Genomic DNA, 16972 nt, shown 5'->3' with positions numbered 1-16972 from the left:
AGGCCAAACATGACCAGATCCACGACGCGTACGGATAATCCGTCGCCGGGCATGTTCGGCGACACCGCCAACTTCCCGGCCAGCAACCTGCCGGCCGGACCAGCCGGACCAGCCACCGCGCCCGGCGCCGCACCGCAGGACGGCGGTCCCGCGCGGACCAGCGTGACCGTCGCCAGCTATCCGGACTACGCCTCCGCGCAGCGCGCCGTCGACCGGCTGTCGGACAACCGGTTCCCGGTGGAGCGCACCGCCATCGTCGGCACCAATCTCCGGCTGGTGGAGGAGGTCACCGGCCGACTCACCACCGGCCGGGCGGCGTTGGCCGGCGCGGGAACCGGTGCCTGGTTCGGCCTGTTCATCGGCCTGCTGATCGGCATCTTCGCGGTGGTGAACTGGCTGGGTATCATCGTCACCGCCGTGGTGATCGGTGCGGTCTGGGGTGCCGTGTTCGGTGCGGTGGCGCACGCCATGACCGGAGGCCGGCGGGACTTTTCCTCCCGCAGCCTGCTACAGGCCAGCCAGTACGGTGTGACGGTCGACGCCGAGTACGCCGACCGGGCCCACCAGGTGCTACAGGAGTCGACCCAGCCGGCCGGACACCCATCCCGTTGACGAGGAGCGGCCCCAGCAAGGAGATCACGAGCAAAGTGGCGGGGCAGCAGCACCCGGGGTGCTGCTGCCCCGCCACTTTGCTCTTCCCGGAACGGTGTTTGGGTGGGGCGGACCGGGTACCCGGTTGCTGCGGCGACACCCGTAGGTGGCACGGCTCCGGGATTCACGGACGAGACCTGCTGCCTACCGTCATTGTCAAGATGCCAGGGCAGCAGGCTGAGGAGGCACGATGAGCACCGAAATCGTCACCCCGGATCCCCAGCAGACCTACTCCGACCAAACCATCCAGAGTGAACAGGGACTACTCCTCGCGGTCCTGGTGATGGTGGTGCTGGGGGTGCTCGGGGTGTTCCTGGTCTCCTGACCCGCCGTGCCCGGCCAGCAGCACGTCGGCGAGGCTCAACGTGGCGGCTGCTGGCCGGCACCGTGCGCAACGTCTGCCGCCGGCACCGCCCCCAGCCGGCCCGCCTGGTAGTCCTCGAACGCGGCGAGCAGCTCCGCCCGGGTGTTCATCACGAACGGCCCGTACCGGGCGATGGGTTCCCGAATCGGCCGACCGCCCATGACGTACACGTCGAGCTGCGGTACGCGGCTGTCCTGCCGGGCGTCGGCTGCGATCAGCACTGTGTCACCCGGCCCGTGGACAGCCAGTTGGCCGGTGCGCACGGGCCGCAGCTGCGGGCCGACGGACCCCCGGCCGCCCAGGATGTACACCAGAGCGTTGAAGTCGGCCCGCCAGGGCAGGTCCACCTGCGCCCCCGGCTGTACCGTCAGGTGGCTGACGGTGATCGGGGTGTGGGTGGAGCCGGGACCGTCGTGCCCGGCGACCGAGCCGGAGATCACCCGGATCAGTGCTCCGCCGTCCGGGGTGGTGAGCAGAGCGACCTGGTCGCCTCGGATGTCCTGGTAGCGGGGCGGTGCGAACTTCTTCGACCGGGGCAGGTTGACCCACAGCTGGAGGCCGTGGAAGAGCCCACCGCTGGCGACCAGGTGTTCCGGTGGTGCCTCGATGTGCAACAGTCCGGAACCGGCGGTCATCCACTGGGTGTCCCCGTCGGTGATCGTGCCGCCACCACCGTGCGAGTCCTGATGGTCGAAGATCCCGTCGATGATGTACGTGACGGTCTCGAAGCCGCGGTGCGGGTGCCAGGCAGTGCCCTTCGGCTCGCCCGGCGCGTACTCCACCTCACCCATCTGGTCCAGATGCAGGAACGGGTCGAGCTCGGTCATCGGCACACCAGCGAATGCCCGACGTACGGGAAACCCTTCGCCCTCGAAGCCCCTGGGGGCGGTGGTGACCCGGCGTACCGGCCGGATCGTGCCGGTGGCCGGATCGTGGGCCGGCACCCGGGGCAGCACGAGTACGTCGTCGACGGTGATGGCGGGCATCGGGATCCTCGATTCCGAACTGCGGTACGCGTGGCTCTGCCGGTAGGTGGGCGGGGTGGTGCTGGTTACCGACCCCGACCAGGTCGCCGGTTGCAGCGTACGCTCTGATCAAGGGTTCAACCATCTGCCGGACGTGACGGGGGTCGCCCTCGGCAGCCGGTGCGACGATTGCGTCCGACGGGTACCAATGGGCAATGGGTGACCAGAGGACGACCCCGCCGGCAGGAGAGATCGGCTGCCGACTCAGCTACCGCGTCGAGGCGGCAGCCACACTGGTACTACAGGTCACGGCGTACCGGCCGGCACCGCCGCCCCGGCTGGTGGCGGGTACCGCGGACGGCGACGACGTTGCCGTGACGGAGATCGACGGGAGTTGGGCCGACGGCGGCCGTCAGCATCTGGTACGGGCGCCGGTCGGAGACCTCACGATCTCGTACCGCGCGACCACGCCGCCACGCCCCGTCCCGGCGGCGGCCGGGTCGACGGTCAGTCAACTGGAGCGCATCACCTACACTCGGCCGAGCCGGTACTGCCCGTCGGACCGGATGGCGGGATTCGCGGCCGCACGGTTCCCCGGCCACCGCACCGACGCGGACGGCGTCCGGGCGATCTGTGACTATGTACACAGCCGGACCTCGTATACGGCCGGGGCGAGCGGGCCGGGCACCGACGCCGCCGAGACATTGCTCAGCGGGGCGGGCGTCTGCCGCGACTACGCGCATCTGACGGTGGCGCTCTGCCGGGCTGTCGACATCCCGGCGCGGGTGGTCGCGGTCTACGCACCCGGCCTGACTCCGATGGATTTCCATCTGGTCGCCGAGGCCGCTGTCGGTGACCGGTGGTATGTCTGGGACGCGACCCGGCTGGCGCCCCGGCCCAGCATGGTGCGGATCGCGACCGGCCGGGACGCAGCGGATGTCGCCTTCGCGACCGCCCTCGACGGCGTGTCGGAGCTGACCGGGATGTCCGTCCTCGCGGTCGCCCCGGGTGACCTGCCGGTCGACGATCATGAGGCGCTGGTGACGCTTCATTGACCGTGTACGGGGTAACCGACGGCCGGAAACGGTGCTCACAGGCAGAGAAATGTCCGACTTGATCAATCATGGGCGATAAATACATCATACTTTCGGCTAGCTTTTGACTGACCGACCAGGTTATTGTTGGAGGCCGAAAGACCCTAGCGGACGCATCAAGACGCACCACTCTCCATATCCGCGGACGAGGTGCAGGGAGGACCACCATGACCGCGACACTGACCGGACACCGCACGGTGACCGAGCCGACGACAGTAGCCCAGCCGAGTACAGTGGACCGGACGATGACAGTGGACCCGTCGGTGACCACGCCGGCCACACTGGACCGTCGGACGACCGCGCCGCAGGACAGCGCGACCGAGCTGCTGGCCGCGATGGCGGCGCTACCGACCGGGCACCCGTCCCGGGAGGCATTGCGGGACCGGGCCATCGAGGCATGGCTCCCGCTTGCCCAACACCTCGCGCAGCGTTACAGCGGCCGGGGTGAGCCGACCGACGACCTCGCGCAGACCGCAGCCGTCGGCCTGATCAAGGCCATCGACAAGTTCGACCCCGCGCGCGGGGTCGACTTCGCCGGCTACGCGATCCCGACGATCATCGGTGAGCTGAAGCGGCACTTCCGGGACCGGACCTGGGACATCCGGGTGCCCCGCCGGCTGCAGGAGCTACGGCTGAGCATCTCGGAGGCGAACAGCACTCTGCTGCAGAAGCTGGGCCGGTCGCCGACGGTCGCCGACATCGCCGCACACCTGCGGATCACCGAGGAGGAGGTGCTCGAAGGCCTGGAGGGTGCCCGCGCGTACAACGCGGTGTCGCTGTCCACGCCGACCGGCGACGGCGAGCGCGCCACCGAGTTGGCCGACATGCTCGGCGCCGAGGACCGCGAGTACGAGCTGGCGGAGCTGCGGGTCGCGCTCGGCCCGGCGCTGGCCACCCTCGACGAGCGCGAGCAGCGCATCCTCACCCTGCGCTTCTACGGCAACCTGACCCAGTCGCAGATCGCCGATCAGATCGGCGTGTCCCAGATGCACGTGTCGCGGTTGCTCGCCAGGGCACTGACCAAGCTCCGCGGACAGTTGCAGTCGACGTACTGATCGTGCCGGTCGGTCGGGCCGTTGCCGGCCGCCGGTTGCGACCCACGCTGCAGGCTTCCCACCGGCTGCGGCCGGCCCCGACCTCCCGGGCCGGCCGCAGCCGGCGACTCGGTAACCGTTACCCGGCAAGGTCGCCGGTGACCTCGGTGATGTCGCCGATGACCACGGTGATGTTGTCCGGACCACCGGCCCGGATCGCCAGGTCGACCAGCCGCTGCGCGCCCGCCTGCGGGTCCGCGTAGGTGGCCAGGACCTCGGCGATGCTCTCCGCCCGTACCACGTTCGACAGCCCGTCGCTGCACAGCAGCCAACGGTCGCCGGTCTGCGGCTCGAAGACCTGGTAGGCGGGGTTGACGTTCTCCCCCTGCAGCGCCTGGGTGACTACCGCCCGACGCGGATGGCTGGCGGCCTGCTCCGCAGTGATGACACCCTCGTCGACCAGCATCTGCACGAACGTGTCGTCCCGGGTGACCTGCTCCAGCGCACCGCCCCGCAGCAGGTACGCCCGCGAGTCGCCGATGTGGGCCAGGGCGATCGCCGCGCCGGACCTGGCGAAGAGCAGGGCGGTCAGCGTCGTTCCCATCCCCTCCCGCGCCGGATCCTCGGCTATCGCCTGACGGATCCCGGCGCTGGCGGTCTCGACCGCCGCCTGCAGCCTCGGTACCAGTTCATCGTCCGCGACGGCCGCATCGAGCGGTGCGATCGCCTCGATCGCGATCTTGCTCGCCAGATCCCCGGCGGCCATCCCACCCATGCCGTCGGCGACGGCGACGAGCCAGTCGCCGGCGTGCACGGAGTCCTGGTTCCCGCTCCGGATCAGGCCGCGGTCGGTCACCGCCGCGGAACGCAGCTTCAGGGTCATGGCTGGCAGCCTGCCAGGAACAGGGCAGATATGTCTCTAGTAGATCAGCATGCAGATGTTAAAGATCATGGAGAATTGCGGTCGGGCGACGGACATAAGTTAAGAAACACCGCAAATCAGACGTCCGGGGCCGGTCGCGCGGCCCGCCGCGCCTGACGTGATTGACACCCCGGTAACACCCTGGCAACATCGTCTCAGATCAATGGGAGCGCTCCCAATTCTGCCCTCCGGCGCGGCCCGGGGAGGACCGACGTCAGGTCCGGTCCTCGGACGCTCCGGCCCGGGCAGTCCGACCCACGCGCGGAAGGAACCCCGTGACCCGATCCAGACGACGCCGGACGGTCGCGCTGCTCGCTGGCACCAGTGCCAGCGTCCTGGCGTTGACCACCCTGACCGTGACGACGGCGTACGCCGAGGAACGCGAACATATCGTCAACGGCACCTTCGACGACGGAACAGCCCCCTGGTGGGGCACCGAGAACGTCGCCCTGGCCGCCACCGACGGCCAACTATGCGCCAGCGTGCCCGGCGGCACCACCAACCCGTGGGACGCCAGCATCGGACACAACGGCATCGAACTCATCGACGGTGCCGCGTACCGCCTGGCCTTCACAGCCGCCAGCGACGTCCCCGCGACCGTACGGGCGAACGTCCAGCTCAACGCGGAGCCCTACACCACCGTCCTCAGCCGCGAGCTGGACCTCGGGCTGGACGGCGAGGCGGTCGTATACGAGTTCACCGCGAACCTCGACTCACCCGACGGCACCCTCACCTTCCAACTCGGCGGCGGTGCCGCCGACTACACCCTGTGCCTGGACGACGTATCGCTGATCAGCGACGACAGCGCCGGTCCTCCGCCCGGCGGGCCGGAGCAGATCACCAACGGCGACTTCAGCAACGGCACCGACGGCTGGATCAGCTACGGCACCAGCAGCACCGGGGTGGTCGACGGACAGCTCTGCGCCACCGTCCCGACCGGGCTGGCCAATCCGTGGGACGCCGGCATCCTGCAGGAGGGCCTGCCACTGATCGCCGGCGAGGAGTACACGATCGGCTTCACGGCGTCCGCCGAGCCGGCCGCCGCCGTACGGGCGGTTGTCCAGCTCGGCGCCGACCCGTACACCGGCTACTTCGGCCGCGACCTGGCGCTGACCGCCGAACCGTCGCGGGTCGAGGCGACCTTCGTCGCCAGCGAGGACACCGAACGGGCCCAGCTCGCCTTCCAGGTCGGTGGCAACGCCGACGAGTACACCTTCTGCCTGGACGACGTCTCGCTGCGCGGCGGCGAGGAGGAGCCGCCGTACGTGCCGGACACCGGCCCACGTGTGCGGGTCAACCAGGTCGGTTACCTGCCCGGCGGGCCCAAGAACGCCACCGTCGTCACCGACGCCACCGAGCCGCTCGAATGGCAGCTGCACGACGCCGCCGGGGCCGTCGTCGCCAGCGGCACCAGCACCGTACGCGGGCTGGACAGTGCCTCCGGCGAGCAGACGCACAGCGTCGACTTCTCCGGGTACCGGGGCACCGGCACCGGGTTCACCCTGGTTGCCGACGACGAGACCAGCTACCCGTTCGCCATCTCCGGCGACATCTACCAGCAGCTGCGCTCCGACGCGCTGCAGTTCTTCTACATCCAGCGCAGCGGCATCGCCATCGACGGCGACCTGGTCGGCGAGGAGTACGCCCGCCCGGCCGGCCACGTCGGCGTCGCCCCCAACCAGGGCGACATCGATGTGCCGTGCCAGCCCGGTGTCTGCGACTACCGACTCGACGTGCGCGGCGGCTGGTACGACGCCGGCGACCACGGCAAGTACGTGGTCAACGGTGGCATCGCCACCTATCAGCTGCTCAGCGCGTTCGAGCGGACCAAGACCGCGCCCAGCGCCGACGGCGGGGCCGGGCTCGGTGACGGCACCTTGCGGGTGCCCGAGCGGGACAACGGCGTGCCGGACATCCTCGACGAGGCCCGCTGGGAGCTGGAGTTCCTGATGCGGATGCAGGTGCCGGCTGGTGAACCGCTCGCCGGCATGGCGCACCACAAGATTCACGACCGGAACTGGACCGGCCTGCCGCTGCAGCCGGAGGACGACCCCGAGCTGCGGGAGCTGCACCCGCCGTCGACCGCAGCCACGCTGAACCTGGCGGCCGTCACCGCCCAGTGCGCCCGGCTGTACGCCCCGTACGACACCGCGTTCGCCGACCAGTGCCGGACTGCGGCGACGACGGCCTACGCGGCTGCCAAGGCCAACCCGGCCCGGCTCGCCGACCCGGCCGACGGCAACGGTGGTGGCGCCTACAGCGACGGTGACGTCAGCGACGAGTTCTACTGGGCGGCGGCCGAGATGTACCTGACCACGGGCGAGCAGAGCTACCTCGACGACGTCACCGCCTCGCCACACCACACCCGGGACGTCTTCGACGCGACCGGCTTCGGCTGGGGATCCACCGCCGCGCTCGGCCGGCTCGACCTGGCCACCGTGCCGAGCGGGCTCGCCCCGCAGGAGCGGGACCGGATCCGCGCCTCGGTGGTGGCCGCCGCCGACTCCTACCTCGCCACTCTGGCCGACCAGGCGTACGGGTTGCCGATGCCGGGTCACCGGGGCGCCTACTTCTGGGGTGCCAACAGCAACATCATCAACAACGCGGTGGTGCTCGCCACGGCGTACGACATGACCGGCGACAGCGGGTACCGCGACGGTGCCGTGCAGACGATGGACTACATCTTCGGCCGCAACGCGCTGAACCACTCCTACGTCACCGGCTGGGGTTCGGTGTACCCGCGCAACCAGCACAGCCGCATCTTCGGCAACCAGCTCGACCCGGACCTACCGATCCCGCCGGCCGGGTCGATCGCCGGCGGCGCCAACGCCGGCCTGGACGACCCGTTCGTCCGGGACCTGCTGGACGGCTGCGCGCCGATGTTCTGCTACGTCGACGACATCGAGTCGTACGCGACCAATGAAGTGGCGATCAACTGGAACTCGGCGTTGAGCTGGATCGCCTCCTTCCTGGCCGACCAGGGCGATGCGGTGCCGGCACCGGCGCCGTTGAGCTGCCGGGCCGAGTACGTCAACTACGGCGAGTGGGCCGGCGGCGGAGGCTTCACCGCCCAGGTCGACATCACCAACACCGGGGACGCCACGGTCGACGGCTGGACGGTCCACTTCGCGTTCACCGGTGACCAGCGGCTCCGGGAGGCGTGGATGGCCGAGGTCAGTCAGAGCGGGGCGACGGTGACCGCCCGCAACGAAACCTACAACGGCCGGCTGGAGCCCGGCGAGACGGCGATGTTCGGGCTGAACGCCACTACCGCCGGCGGGGCCAACCCGGCACCAGAGTTGATCACCGTCAACGGGGTGGCCTGCTCCTGAACAGGTGCTGGTGGCTGGCCCGCTGCTGCGCCGCGAGCGGCGGGCCAGCCACCAGTCGGCCGGCCCGCCGCTCGCCGGGACGGCCGACGGACGGACCCGCCCGTCCCCGTCGCCCTCGGGTGGCCGACGCAGGGCCGCCCGAGGGCCGGACGAATCGTCGCCAGCGGACGGTAGCCATCGGACGGCTGCGGGTCAGCTCCTGCATCGCCCGCGCCAGCAGCTCCTCCAGCGCGACACCGAGCGCCCGGCAGATCGACGCCAACATCTCCGAGGACGGTTCCTTGCGTCCACGCTCCAGCTCCGACAGGTACGCCGTGGACAGGCCGGCGGCTCGGGCGACGTCCTGCAGGGTGCGGCCCTGGTCCTGCCGGAGCCGACGCAGCACCCGCCCGATAACCTGTCGCAGCAGCATCGAGAGTCTCCGTCCCGGCTCGCCCGGTCAGCTGGGGACGCCACCGGTGGACAGCTGTGCCGTGGTGGCGATCACCTGGTCGATGATGCCGTACTCGCGGGCCTGCTCGGCGGTGAACCACCGGTCCCGGTCGGAGTCCCGCTCGATCTCCTCGCGAGTGCGTCCGGTATGGAACGCGATCCGCTCGATCGTCGTCCGTTTGATGTGCAGCATGTTCTCGGCCTGGATGGCGATGTCGGCCGCGGTGCCGCCCATCCCGCCGGACAGCTGGTGCATCATGATCCGGGTGTGCGGCAGGGCGTACCGCTTGCCGGGCGCACCGGCGCAGAGCAGGAACTGGCCCATCGACCCGGCGAGACCGAGGCCGACGGTCGCCACGTCGTTTCCGACGTAGTGCATGGTGTCGTAGACAGCCATGCCGGCGCTGATCACGCCACCCGGCGAATTGATATACAGAAATATGTCGCGCTCCCTGTCCTCGGCCGCCAACAGCAGCATCTGCGCGCAGATCGTGTTGGCCGAGGTGTCGTCCACCTGGGTGCCGAGAAAGATCACTCGCTCCTTGAGCAGCTGTTGGAAGACCTGGTCGCCGAAGCCGGTGGTCGCGCCGTCCGCAGCCATCGCGGGACTGGTGTGCCGCATCAGTGACGCCCTCTCGATCACGGTGATGATGGCTACCAGCATCAACCGGTGGCGGACCGGACCGCTGCCCTTTCTGCTGACAGGAGATCTGCTGTGAGCAGAATGCTGTCGGCGCCATCCACTGTGGGTGCGGCCCTTCGGTCGGACCGAAGGGCCGTACCCGGGTCTCAGTCGAGCAGCTCGGCCACCGTGCCGGCGGCCACCGTCCGGCCGCCTTCCCGGACCGCGAAGCCGAGCCCGACGTCCATCGCGACCGGCTTGCCCAGCTCCACCGTCACCTCGACGGTGTCGCCCGGCATGACCATTCCGCCGTCGGCGAGCCGCACCGACCCGACAACGTCCGTGGTACGGAAGTAGAACTGCGGCCGGTAGTTCGCGAAGAACGGCGTGTGCCGGCCTCCCTCAGCGGTGGTCAGGACGTACAGCCGGGCCTGGAACCGTTGGTGCCCGGTGACGCTGCCGGGCACCGCCACCACCTGACCCCGCTGCACCTGGTCGCGCTTGACCCCGCGCAGCAGTACGGCGGCGTTGTCGCCGGCCTCGGCGATGTCCAGCGATTTGCCGAACGTCTCCAGCCCGGTCGCCACGGTCGACAGGGTCGGACCGAGCCCGACCACCTCCACCGGGTCGCCGATCCGCAGGGTGCCCCGCTCGACCGCGCCGGTCACCACGGTGCCCCGGCCGGAGATGGTCAGCACGTTCTCGATCGGCATCAGGAACGGCTCACCCAACTCGCGGGACGGCACCGGGACGTACCGGTCGACCGCATCGAGCAGCTCCACGATAGAGTTCACCCAGCGCAGGTCGCCCTCCAGCGCCCGCAGCGCCGACACCCGGACCACCGGCACCTGCTCACCGGGGAACCCGTACTCGGTGACGAGGTCGCGGACCTCGAGCTCGACCAGGTCGAGCAGTTCCGGGTCGTCGACCGCGTCGGCCTTGTTCATCGCCACCACCAGGTACGGCACCCCGACCCGGCGGGCCAGCAGCACGTGCTCGCGGGTCTGCGGCATCGCCCCGTCGAGCGCGGAGACGACCAGGATCGCCCCGTCCACCTGCGCCGCCCCCGTGATCATGTTCTTCACGAAGTCGGCGTGGCCCGGCATGTCCACATGAGCGTAGTGCCGGGTCGCGGTCTCGTACTCGACGTGCGAGATGTTGATGGTGATGCCCCGCGAGACCTCCTCCGGCGCCCGGTCGATGCCGTCGAAGGACACGAACCGGTTGGCCGTCGGGTCCCGGTCGGCGAGAACCTTGGTGATCGCGGCGGTCAGGGTGGTCTTGCCGTGGTCGACGTGACCCATGGTGCCGATGTTGATGTGCGGCTTCGTCCGCACGAACTGACTCTTCGCCATGATGATCTTCCAGGGATGGGAAACGAGCTGGCGGACGACGAACGCGGGCGGGTGCCAGACCGCCCGACCGCGGCAGAACCACGCCGCCCGGCGCGCCCGTCGACGGGCAGCGCCGGAAGGACCGGGCCACCCTCCTCCGTGGTTCTGCCGCAGCGGGAGGAGGGTCAGCCTCGGGTATCAGCCAGCCACGCGCACACGACGGCGGCGCCCGGCAGGTGAAGACCTGCGGGCCGCACAGCGCCGACGGTGCCGAACATGGCGGTCACGCTAGCCGGCAACGCCGGGCGGGGCTATCAGATTCCGGCTCACTCGAACGGCGAGAGCCCTGGATCGCAGAGGGCGCGAACGCCGGCTTACTCGAAGAGTGAATGCCGTACGCCCGGTTGCCTCCGCCGGCGGGCCCGGCGGCGACGCTGCACGACGACCAGGTCGACCAGGGCGATCACGGCCAGCACCCACAGCACGATCGCGCCGGCGGTCAGGTCGGCCCGCCAGGCGAGCACCCCGAGCACAGTGCAGAAGATCAGTCCGAAACCGGCCATCGCCAGTCGCAGATTCAACGCGCTGTAGGCGTGACCGACGGTCCCCCGGGCCCCCTTGGGCTGCGACTTCGTGGCCATCCCCGAGCTGTACCCGGCAGACGCCGGGCCGTAACCTCGCCACCGACGCCGGCCCGCACCACCAGGTCGAGCTGAGCACCCCTACTCATCCGGACCGGCCCGGTCCGGCAGGAAGCTGAGCAGATGAACATTCCGTCGCCACCGGAGTGGACCGCACCCCGGGTCGGCATCACCGGGGTCGGCGTCAGCCTGCCCGACCGTACCCTCGCCACCGCCGACCTGCAGGACCGGATCGCCGCCGCCAGCGACGTCACGCTGCCGCCCGACCTGTTCGCCACGATGACCGGGATCGGACAGCGTCGGGTCGCCGCAGCCGACGAGTACGCCTCGACGTTCGCGGTGCGGGCCGCCCGGCGTGCGCTGGACGCCGCCGGGCACACCCCCGACGACGTCGATCTGCTGCTGTTCGCCTCGGCCAGCCGGGACATGGTCGAACCGGCGACCGCCCACATCGTGCAGGCCGAGCTGGGCGGCTCGGCGCACGCGGTCGACGTCAGCAACGCCTGCAACAGCTTCATCAACGGCATCGACCTGGCCCGGTCGATGATCGTCGCCGGTCGGGCGCGGCGGGCGCTGGTCGTCACCGGCGAGACCCCGACCCGGGTGATGCGTCCCCGGCTGGACAGCATGGCGCAGGCCCGGTCGTCGTTCGCCGGCTACACGTTCGGCGACGGCGGGGCGGCGGTGCTGGTCGAGCCGGTGTCAAACGGCGGGATCGTCGACGTCGACACCGAGACCCGGTCCGGGCACTGGGCGGTCGGTGGCATCTTCGGCGGTGGCTCCCGGCATCCGCGCGGTGACGAGCACACCTACTTCCACGGCGACGGGCACGCCCTGCGGTCGGTCTTCGAGCGGATCGGTACCGACATCCTGGATCGGGTTCGGCGGCGCACCGGCTGGGACTGGGTCGACTACGAACGCGTCCTGGTGCACCAGGTCAGCGTGCCGTACCTGGAACGCTTCATCGAGGTCACCGGGGTGCCGAAGGAGAAGCTGGAGGTGACGGTCACCGAGTTCGGCAACCTGGCCAGCGCCACGCTCGGCGTGCAGCTGGCCCGGATCGACGCCGGACTGCGCAGCGGCGACCGGGTGCTGGCGGTCGGCCTGGGTGGCGGGGTCAGTGTGATGACGATGGTCTGGGAGAAGCCGTGACCCGGGCGGTCGAGCAGCCACCCGCCGCACCGGCGGCGGCCGGTACCGGGCCGCTGTGGGTGGTGGTACCGGCGTACCAGGAGCAGGTCCGCATCGGTGCCACGCTGGCCGCGCTGGCCGACCAGACCGACCGGGACTTCACCCTGGTCGTGGTCGACAACGGCTCCACGGACGGCACCGCCGCCGTAGTCGAGCGGTTCGCCGCGGCCGCGCCGTTTCCGGTCCGGCTGCTGCAGGAACCGCAGAAGGGCGTCGGCGCCGCGGTCGACACCGGTTTCCGGTACGCCATCGCGCACGGCGCCCGGTGGCTGGCCCGCACCGACGCCGACTGTCTGCCGCACCCCGGTTGGGTGGCGGCGGCCCGGGCCGGGCTGGCCGGCGGTGCCGGGCTGGTCTGCGGCGCGATCCGGGCCCGCCGCGACGAGCACGGCCCGCTGGGTCGGGCCGGGTTCCGGCTGCTGGTGCTCCTCGCCGCGTCGTTCGGTCGGCTGCGGCCGGCACACCGACGCGGCGACGGCTACCTGGCGCCGTACCGGATGCACGCCGGCAACAACATGGCGGTCACCACCGAGCTGTACCAGGCGTGCGGCGGCATGCCGCGCCGGCCGTCGCCGACCGACCGGGCCTTCCTGAACCGGGTACGCCGCACCACGTCGGCGATCGTCCACCGCCGGGACATGGTGGTGGAGAACTCGACCCGGCGGCTGCGGGCGTACGGCCTGCGCCGCACCGCCGCCTGGTACCTGGACCGGGGTGCCGGCCCGCTGACCGAGGACCCGCGGTGAGTCCGCCGACCGGGAAGGACTGCGGCTGATGCTGGACCGCCTCGCCACGGTACTGCGCGCCGACCCGCTCCGACCGGCGGTGCTGACCGCCACGGCGCTGACCGGTCGGTCCCGGGTCCGGGCCACCACCGGTGAACTGACCAACCTCACCGACCGGTACACCGCCGCGCTGGCCCGGCACGGGCTCGCCGCCGGGGACACTCTCGGTCTGGCGGTACGCCCGGGCCCCCGGTCGCTGGCGGTGCTGCTGGCCGCCTACCACCTGGGGGTGCGGGTGGCGGTGCTGGACCCGACGGCCGGCCCGGATGTGCTGACCGCCCGGCTCGCCGTGGCCGAGCCGGCGTTGGTGCTGGCCGACTCGGCGGCGCAGGCGGTGGCTGGTTGGGCCGGCCCGCTGGCCCGCCGCGCACACCTGGCGTTGCCGGACCTGACCCGGATCGCCCCGGTCCGTACGGTCGGGCGCCGGTTGCCGGGCTGCGCGCCGACGCTGCCGGCGGGCGTCGGCCCGCTACCGGCGGCGTTCGACGGCGACGGTGACGCGGTGATCGTCTTCACCTCGGGGACGACCAGCCGGCCACGGGCGGTGGTGCACACCCGGGCCGGATTGTCCGCCGGGATGCGGGCGGTGACCGGGCTGGTCGGCCCGCAGCCCGATGTGCCGGTGCTGGGCGGCACGTTCTTCGTACTGGTGCCGGCGTTGGCGGCCGGCGCGCCGGTGGCGTTGCCGGCCCGGTCGCCGTCGCTGCTGGCCCGGCAGCTGACCCGGCTGCGGCCGCAGGCGACCTACCTGACGCCGCCGCAACTGCGCGCGGTGCTGGAGCACTCGCCCCGACTGACCGGGCAGGTGTTCAGCGGCTCGGCCCCGGTCAGCGCCGCCCTGCTGGGCCGGGTCCGCCGGGCCGGCGCGGACCGGGCGTACGGGGTGTACGCGCTGACCGAACTGTTCCCGGCCGCCGCCGTTGAGGAGGCCGACAAGCGCGGGTACGCCGCCGACGGAGACCTGGTGGGCCGGCCACTGCCGGGGGTGGTCGCCCGGGTCGACCACACCGGGCAGGTGCGACTGTCCGGTCCGGGGCAGGCGGACCGGTACCTCGGTGAACCGCCGATGGCCGAGGTGGCCACCGGCGACGTCGGCCGGCTCGACGGCGACCGGCTGGTGCTCGCTGGCCGGTGCAAGGACATGGTGCTGCGGGCGGCGGAGAACATCTACCCGGGCCTGTACGAGCCGGCGTTGCACGTGCCGGGGGTGGCGTTGGCGGTACTGGTCGGCGTGCCGGTCGACGACGGTGACGAACAGCTGGTGGCCGTGGTGCAGCCGGAGCCGGGCGCCGACCGGGCCAGGCTGCGGGTCGCGTTGCGGCCGGTGCTGGACCGGATGGGGTCGGCCCGGCCGGACCGGGTGGTGTTCGCCCGGGTTCCGCTGGCCGGGCGGTCCCGCAAGCCGGACCGGCAGGCGGCGGCTCAGCTGGCGGCGCAGGTAACGGCGCGAGCTGCGGCGCGGGTGGCCGGCGATGGATGAACAGCGACCGACCCGGCGGGGCCGCCGCCGGGACCGGCTGGTCTACCTGGGTAGCCATCCGGTGCTGTTCGCCCTGTTGGCGGCGACCCGACGCGCGCCGGTGCGCCGGATCGGCCGCATCGTGCTGGTGCACGACGCGGCGCCGTTCGCCGACGCGCTGCGTCGGGTCCCGTTGGACCGCTCGGCCGAGCGGACCACCGCCGGGGCGGCGCGCCGGGCCACCGGCGGCGACGGGTTCCTGTTCGACCAGGACGGTGCCGGGCACCGACAGACCCGCCGGGGTGCCGCGTCGGTGTTCGGCGCCGACGGGGTCGCCCGGCTGCGGCCGGTCTGGTTGGAGGTACTGCGGCGGCGGCTGGCGCCGCTGGGCGACGGGGGCGAGGTGGATGTCGTCGACCTGGTGGCCGAGCTGTCCGGGGCGAGCACCGCCGCGATGCTGGACGTGTCGGTGCCGGCGCACGCGTTGACCGCCGCGGCCCGGTCCGCTGCGGCGCTCGCCGCCCGGGGGCATCTGCCCGGGCTGCGCTGGCCGGGCCGGGCCCGCCGGGACCGCGCCGCCACCGCGTCGGCCGCCGCAGAGCTGACCCGGCTGCTCGGCGGGCCGGCGGACGAGGCGGCCCGGGCCGGCATGCTGGCCGTCGCCTCGATCAACACGACGGTGGCGGCGATTCCTCGGGCCGTCGCCTGGTGCGCCGACGACCGGCTGTGGCCGGCGGCGGACCGCGCCGATTCGCGGACGGTGCTGGTGGCGGAGCTGCTACGGGTGACCGCGCCGAGCCCGGTGCTGCCCCGGGTGGTGGCCGGCGCTGCCGAGCCGACCAGCACCGCCGAGCTGGCCGGCACCCGGCTGCGGGCCGGCGACCGGCTGCTGCTGGTCGCCCGGCACGCGGCCCGCGCCGATGCGCCGCACCCGAATCCGGACGCGCCGGTGCCGGTGGCGGTCGGGCATCTGGTGTTCGGCACCGGCGCGCACCACTGCCCCGGTGCCCGGCTGGCCCACGCCCAGCTCGACGATGTGCTCGCCGCGCTGGCGCCGTACCGGCCGGTGGTGACCGGGGCGCGGGTGGACCGGCGGTCGGCGCTGCCGGGCTGGGCCCGGCTGACGGTCCGGGCGACCCGGTGAACACCCGGCTGACCGGGCTGCGGGTCGCGGTGACCGGGGCCAGCGGCTTCTGTGGGTCGGCGGTGGCGCGGGCGGCCGCCGCGGCCGGCGCCGAGGTGGTGGCGGTGGGCCGCCGCCCCGGCCCGGTGGGCCGGCACGTGCCGTGGGACGCCGGCCGGGAGGTTCCGGACCTGCGGGGCGTCGACGTCGTCGTGCATCTGGCGGCGGCGGTCGGGGATCCACCGGCCGGCGCGGCGGCAGAGGCCGCGTACCACGCGGTGAACGTGGCGGGCACCGCCCGGCTGCTGCGGGCGGCGGCCGACCGGCCGGTGGTCTGGGTGAGCAGCGCCAGCGTCTACCGGCCGGGTCGGCACGGCGTCGCGATCCGGGAGGATCACCCGACCGACGGCCAGCCCACCGGGTACGGGCGGACCAAGGCCGCCGGGGAGCGGCTGGCGCTGGCGGCCGACGCGGTGGTGCTGCGGCCCCGGGCCGTGTACGGAGCCGGCGACCCGCATCTGCTGCCCCGGTTGCTGGCCGCGGTCCGGCGGGGTCGGGTGCCGGTGCCCGGTCCGGACGTGGCGCTGAGCCTGACGGCGGTGGAGAACCTGGCCGACGCCTGCCTGGCGGCGCTGCGCTGGCCACCGGGACCGTACAACGTGGCCGACGCGACGCCGTACTCCCGCGACGCCGTGGTCACCCGGGTGCTGGCGGCGGCTGGGCGACCGGCGCGGCCGCTGCGGGTGCCGGTTCCGGTGGCGCTGGGCGCTGCGGCGCTGGCCGGCGGCGTGACCCGGCTGGGGGTGCCGGGCACCGGGCGGCTGACCCGGTACGCGGTGGAGCAGCTGGCGTACGGCACGGTGCTGGATCTGGGTCGGGCGTACGCCCAGGGGTGGGTGCCCCGGCGGACCCTGCCCGAGTTCCTGGCGGAGCTGTCGACCCACCGGGGCCGGTGGGTGTCGCCAGATCCACGCCGACGCATATAGTTACCCTTCCGTCGCTTTCCGTCTCGCTGGAGGTCCG

At 72.2% G+C, this 16972-nt stretch carries 15 protein-coding genes and 1 pseudogene; 10 read left to right on the top strand and 6 right to left on the bottom strand.

The genetic code is table 11. The features are described 5' to 3' along the window. Positions 1 to 9 precede the first annotated feature (9 nt). On the top strand, positions 10 to 612 hold the full coding sequence (locus tag O7621_RS17950; RefSeq protein WP_282230333.1) for a general stress protein: 603 nt from the start codon (positions 10 to 12) through the stop codon (positions 610 to 612). A 229-nt stretch (positions 613 to 841) separates the two neighbouring features. Next, positions 842 to 976, top strand: coding sequence for a hypothetical protein (locus O7621_RS17945; RefSeq protein ID WP_278168539.1), 135 nt, complete (start codon positions 842 to 844; stop codon positions 974 to 976). A 35-nt stretch (positions 977 to 1011) separates the two neighbouring features. Here the strand turns inward: O7621_RS17945 and O7621_RS17940 are convergent, their stop codons facing one another. Continuing rightward, positions 1012 to 2001, bottom strand: a complete 990-nt coding sequence (locus O7621_RS17940) for a pirin family protein (protein WP_282230332.1) — start codon at positions 1999 to 2001, stop codon at positions 1012 to 1014. A gap of 194 nt (positions 2002 to 2195) precedes the next feature. On the opposite strand from O7621_RS17940, the gene O7621_RS17935 reads away from it, so the two are divergent. After that, the gene (locus O7621_RS17935) at positions 2196 to 3035 is read left to right on the top strand and encodes a transglutaminase family protein (RefSeq protein WP_282230331.1); all 840 of its coding nucleotides are present in this window, start codon (positions 2196 to 2198) and stop codon (positions 3033 to 3035) included. A gap of 284 nt (positions 3036 to 3319) precedes the next feature. Next, the gene (locus O7621_RS17930; RefSeq protein ID WP_282234635.1) at positions 3320 to 4129 is read left to right on the top strand and encodes a SigB/SigF/SigG family RNA polymerase sigma factor; all 810 of its coding nucleotides are present in this window, start codon (positions 3320 to 3322) and stop codon (positions 4127 to 4129) included. 118 nt (positions 4130 to 4247) lie between these two features. On the opposite strand, the gene O7621_RS17925 is transcribed toward O7621_RS17930, so the two are convergent. Continuing rightward, positions 4248 to 4991 (bottom strand): protein phosphatase 2C domain-containing protein, encoded by a 744-nt coding sequence (locus O7621_RS17925; protein ID WP_282230330.1) that lies wholly within the window; start codon positions 4989 to 4991, stop codon positions 4248 to 4250. Between the two features lie 314 nt (positions 4992 to 5305). Between O7621_RS17925 and O7621_RS17920 the strand changes: the two genes are divergently transcribed. Beyond that, the gene (locus O7621_RS17920; RefSeq protein ID WP_282230329.1) at positions 5306 to 8362 is read left to right on the top strand and encodes a glycoside hydrolase family 9 protein; all 3057 of its coding nucleotides are present in this window, start codon (positions 5306 to 5308) and stop codon (positions 8360 to 8362) included. A 214-nt stretch (positions 8363 to 8576) separates the two neighbouring features. On the opposite strand, the pseudogene O7621_RS17915 reads toward O7621_RS17920, so the two are convergent. The 4 genes and pseudogenes from O7621_RS17915 to O7621_RS17900 form a co-directional block, all read right to left on the bottom strand. Beyond that, a pseudogene (locus O7621_RS17915) lies at positions 8577 to 8774 on the bottom strand (helix-turn-helix transcriptional regulator); the annotation flags it as partial. 27 nt (positions 8775 to 8801) lie between these two features. Further along, positions 8802 to 9416 carry an ATP-dependent Clp protease proteolytic subunit gene (locus O7621_RS17910; RefSeq protein ID WP_282230328.1) on the bottom strand — a complete coding sequence of 205 codons (615 nt, stop codon included), beginning with the start codon at positions 9414 to 9416 and terminating at the stop codon, positions 8802 to 8804. A 167-nt stretch (positions 9417 to 9583) separates the two neighbouring features. Further along, entirely contained in the window at positions 9584 to 10771 is a 1188-nt protein-coding gene (gene tuf, locus O7621_RS17905; protein ID WP_282230327.1) for an elongation factor Tu, read from the bottom strand. A gap of 353 nt (positions 10772 to 11124) precedes the next feature. Then, on the bottom strand, positions 11125 to 11391 hold the full coding sequence (locus tag O7621_RS17900) for a DUF6343 family protein (RefSeq protein ID WP_282230326.1): 267 nt from the start codon (positions 11389 to 11391) through the stop codon (positions 11125 to 11127). 123 nt (positions 11392 to 11514) lie between these two features. On the opposite strand from O7621_RS17900, the gene O7621_RS17895 reads away from it, so the two are divergent. The 5 genes from O7621_RS17895 to O7621_RS17875 are packed head-to-tail and all read left to right on the top strand — an operon-like array spanning position 11515 to position 16935. After that, positions 11515 to 12543, top strand: a complete 1029-nt coding sequence (locus tag O7621_RS17895; protein ID WP_282230325.1) for a 3-oxoacyl-[acyl-carrier-protein] synthase III C-terminal domain-containing protein — start codon at positions 11515 to 11517, stop codon at positions 12541 to 12543. Continuing rightward, positions 12540 to 13328 (top strand): glycosyltransferase, encoded by a 789-nt coding sequence (locus tag O7621_RS17890; protein ID WP_282230324.1) that lies wholly within the window; start codon positions 12540 to 12542, stop codon positions 13326 to 13328. The genes O7621_RS17895 and O7621_RS17890 overlap by 4 nt, the downstream gene beginning before the upstream one ends. Positions 13329 to 13356: 28 nt before the next feature. After that, the gene (locus O7621_RS17885) at positions 13357 to 14847 is read left to right on the top strand and encodes a class I adenylate-forming enzyme family protein (RefSeq protein ID WP_282230323.1); all 1491 of its coding nucleotides are present in this window, start codon (positions 13357 to 13359) and stop codon (positions 14845 to 14847) included. Then, complete coding sequence (locus tag O7621_RS17880; RefSeq protein ID WP_282230322.1) at positions 14840 to 15970, top strand: cytochrome P450; 1131 nt, start codon at positions 14840 to 14842, stop codon at positions 15968 to 15970. Before O7621_RS17885 ends, O7621_RS17880 begins: the two co-directional genes overlap by 8 nt. Then, the gene (locus O7621_RS17875; RefSeq protein WP_282230321.1) at positions 15967 to 16935 is read left to right on the top strand and encodes an NAD(P)-dependent oxidoreductase; all 969 of its coding nucleotides are present in this window, start codon (positions 15967 to 15969) and stop codon (positions 16933 to 16935) included. The genes O7621_RS17880 and O7621_RS17875 overlap by 4 nt, the downstream gene beginning before the upstream one ends. Positions 16936 to 16972: the final 37 nt, after the last annotated feature.

It is taken from the genome of Solwaraspora sp. WMMD937 (assembly GCF_029581175.1).
In the GTDB taxonomy this organism is placed as follows: Bacteria; Actinomycetota; Actinomycetes; order Mycobacteriales; family Micromonosporaceae; genus Micromonospora_E.
This window is presented reverse-complemented; position numbering and strand designations above follow the sequence as displayed.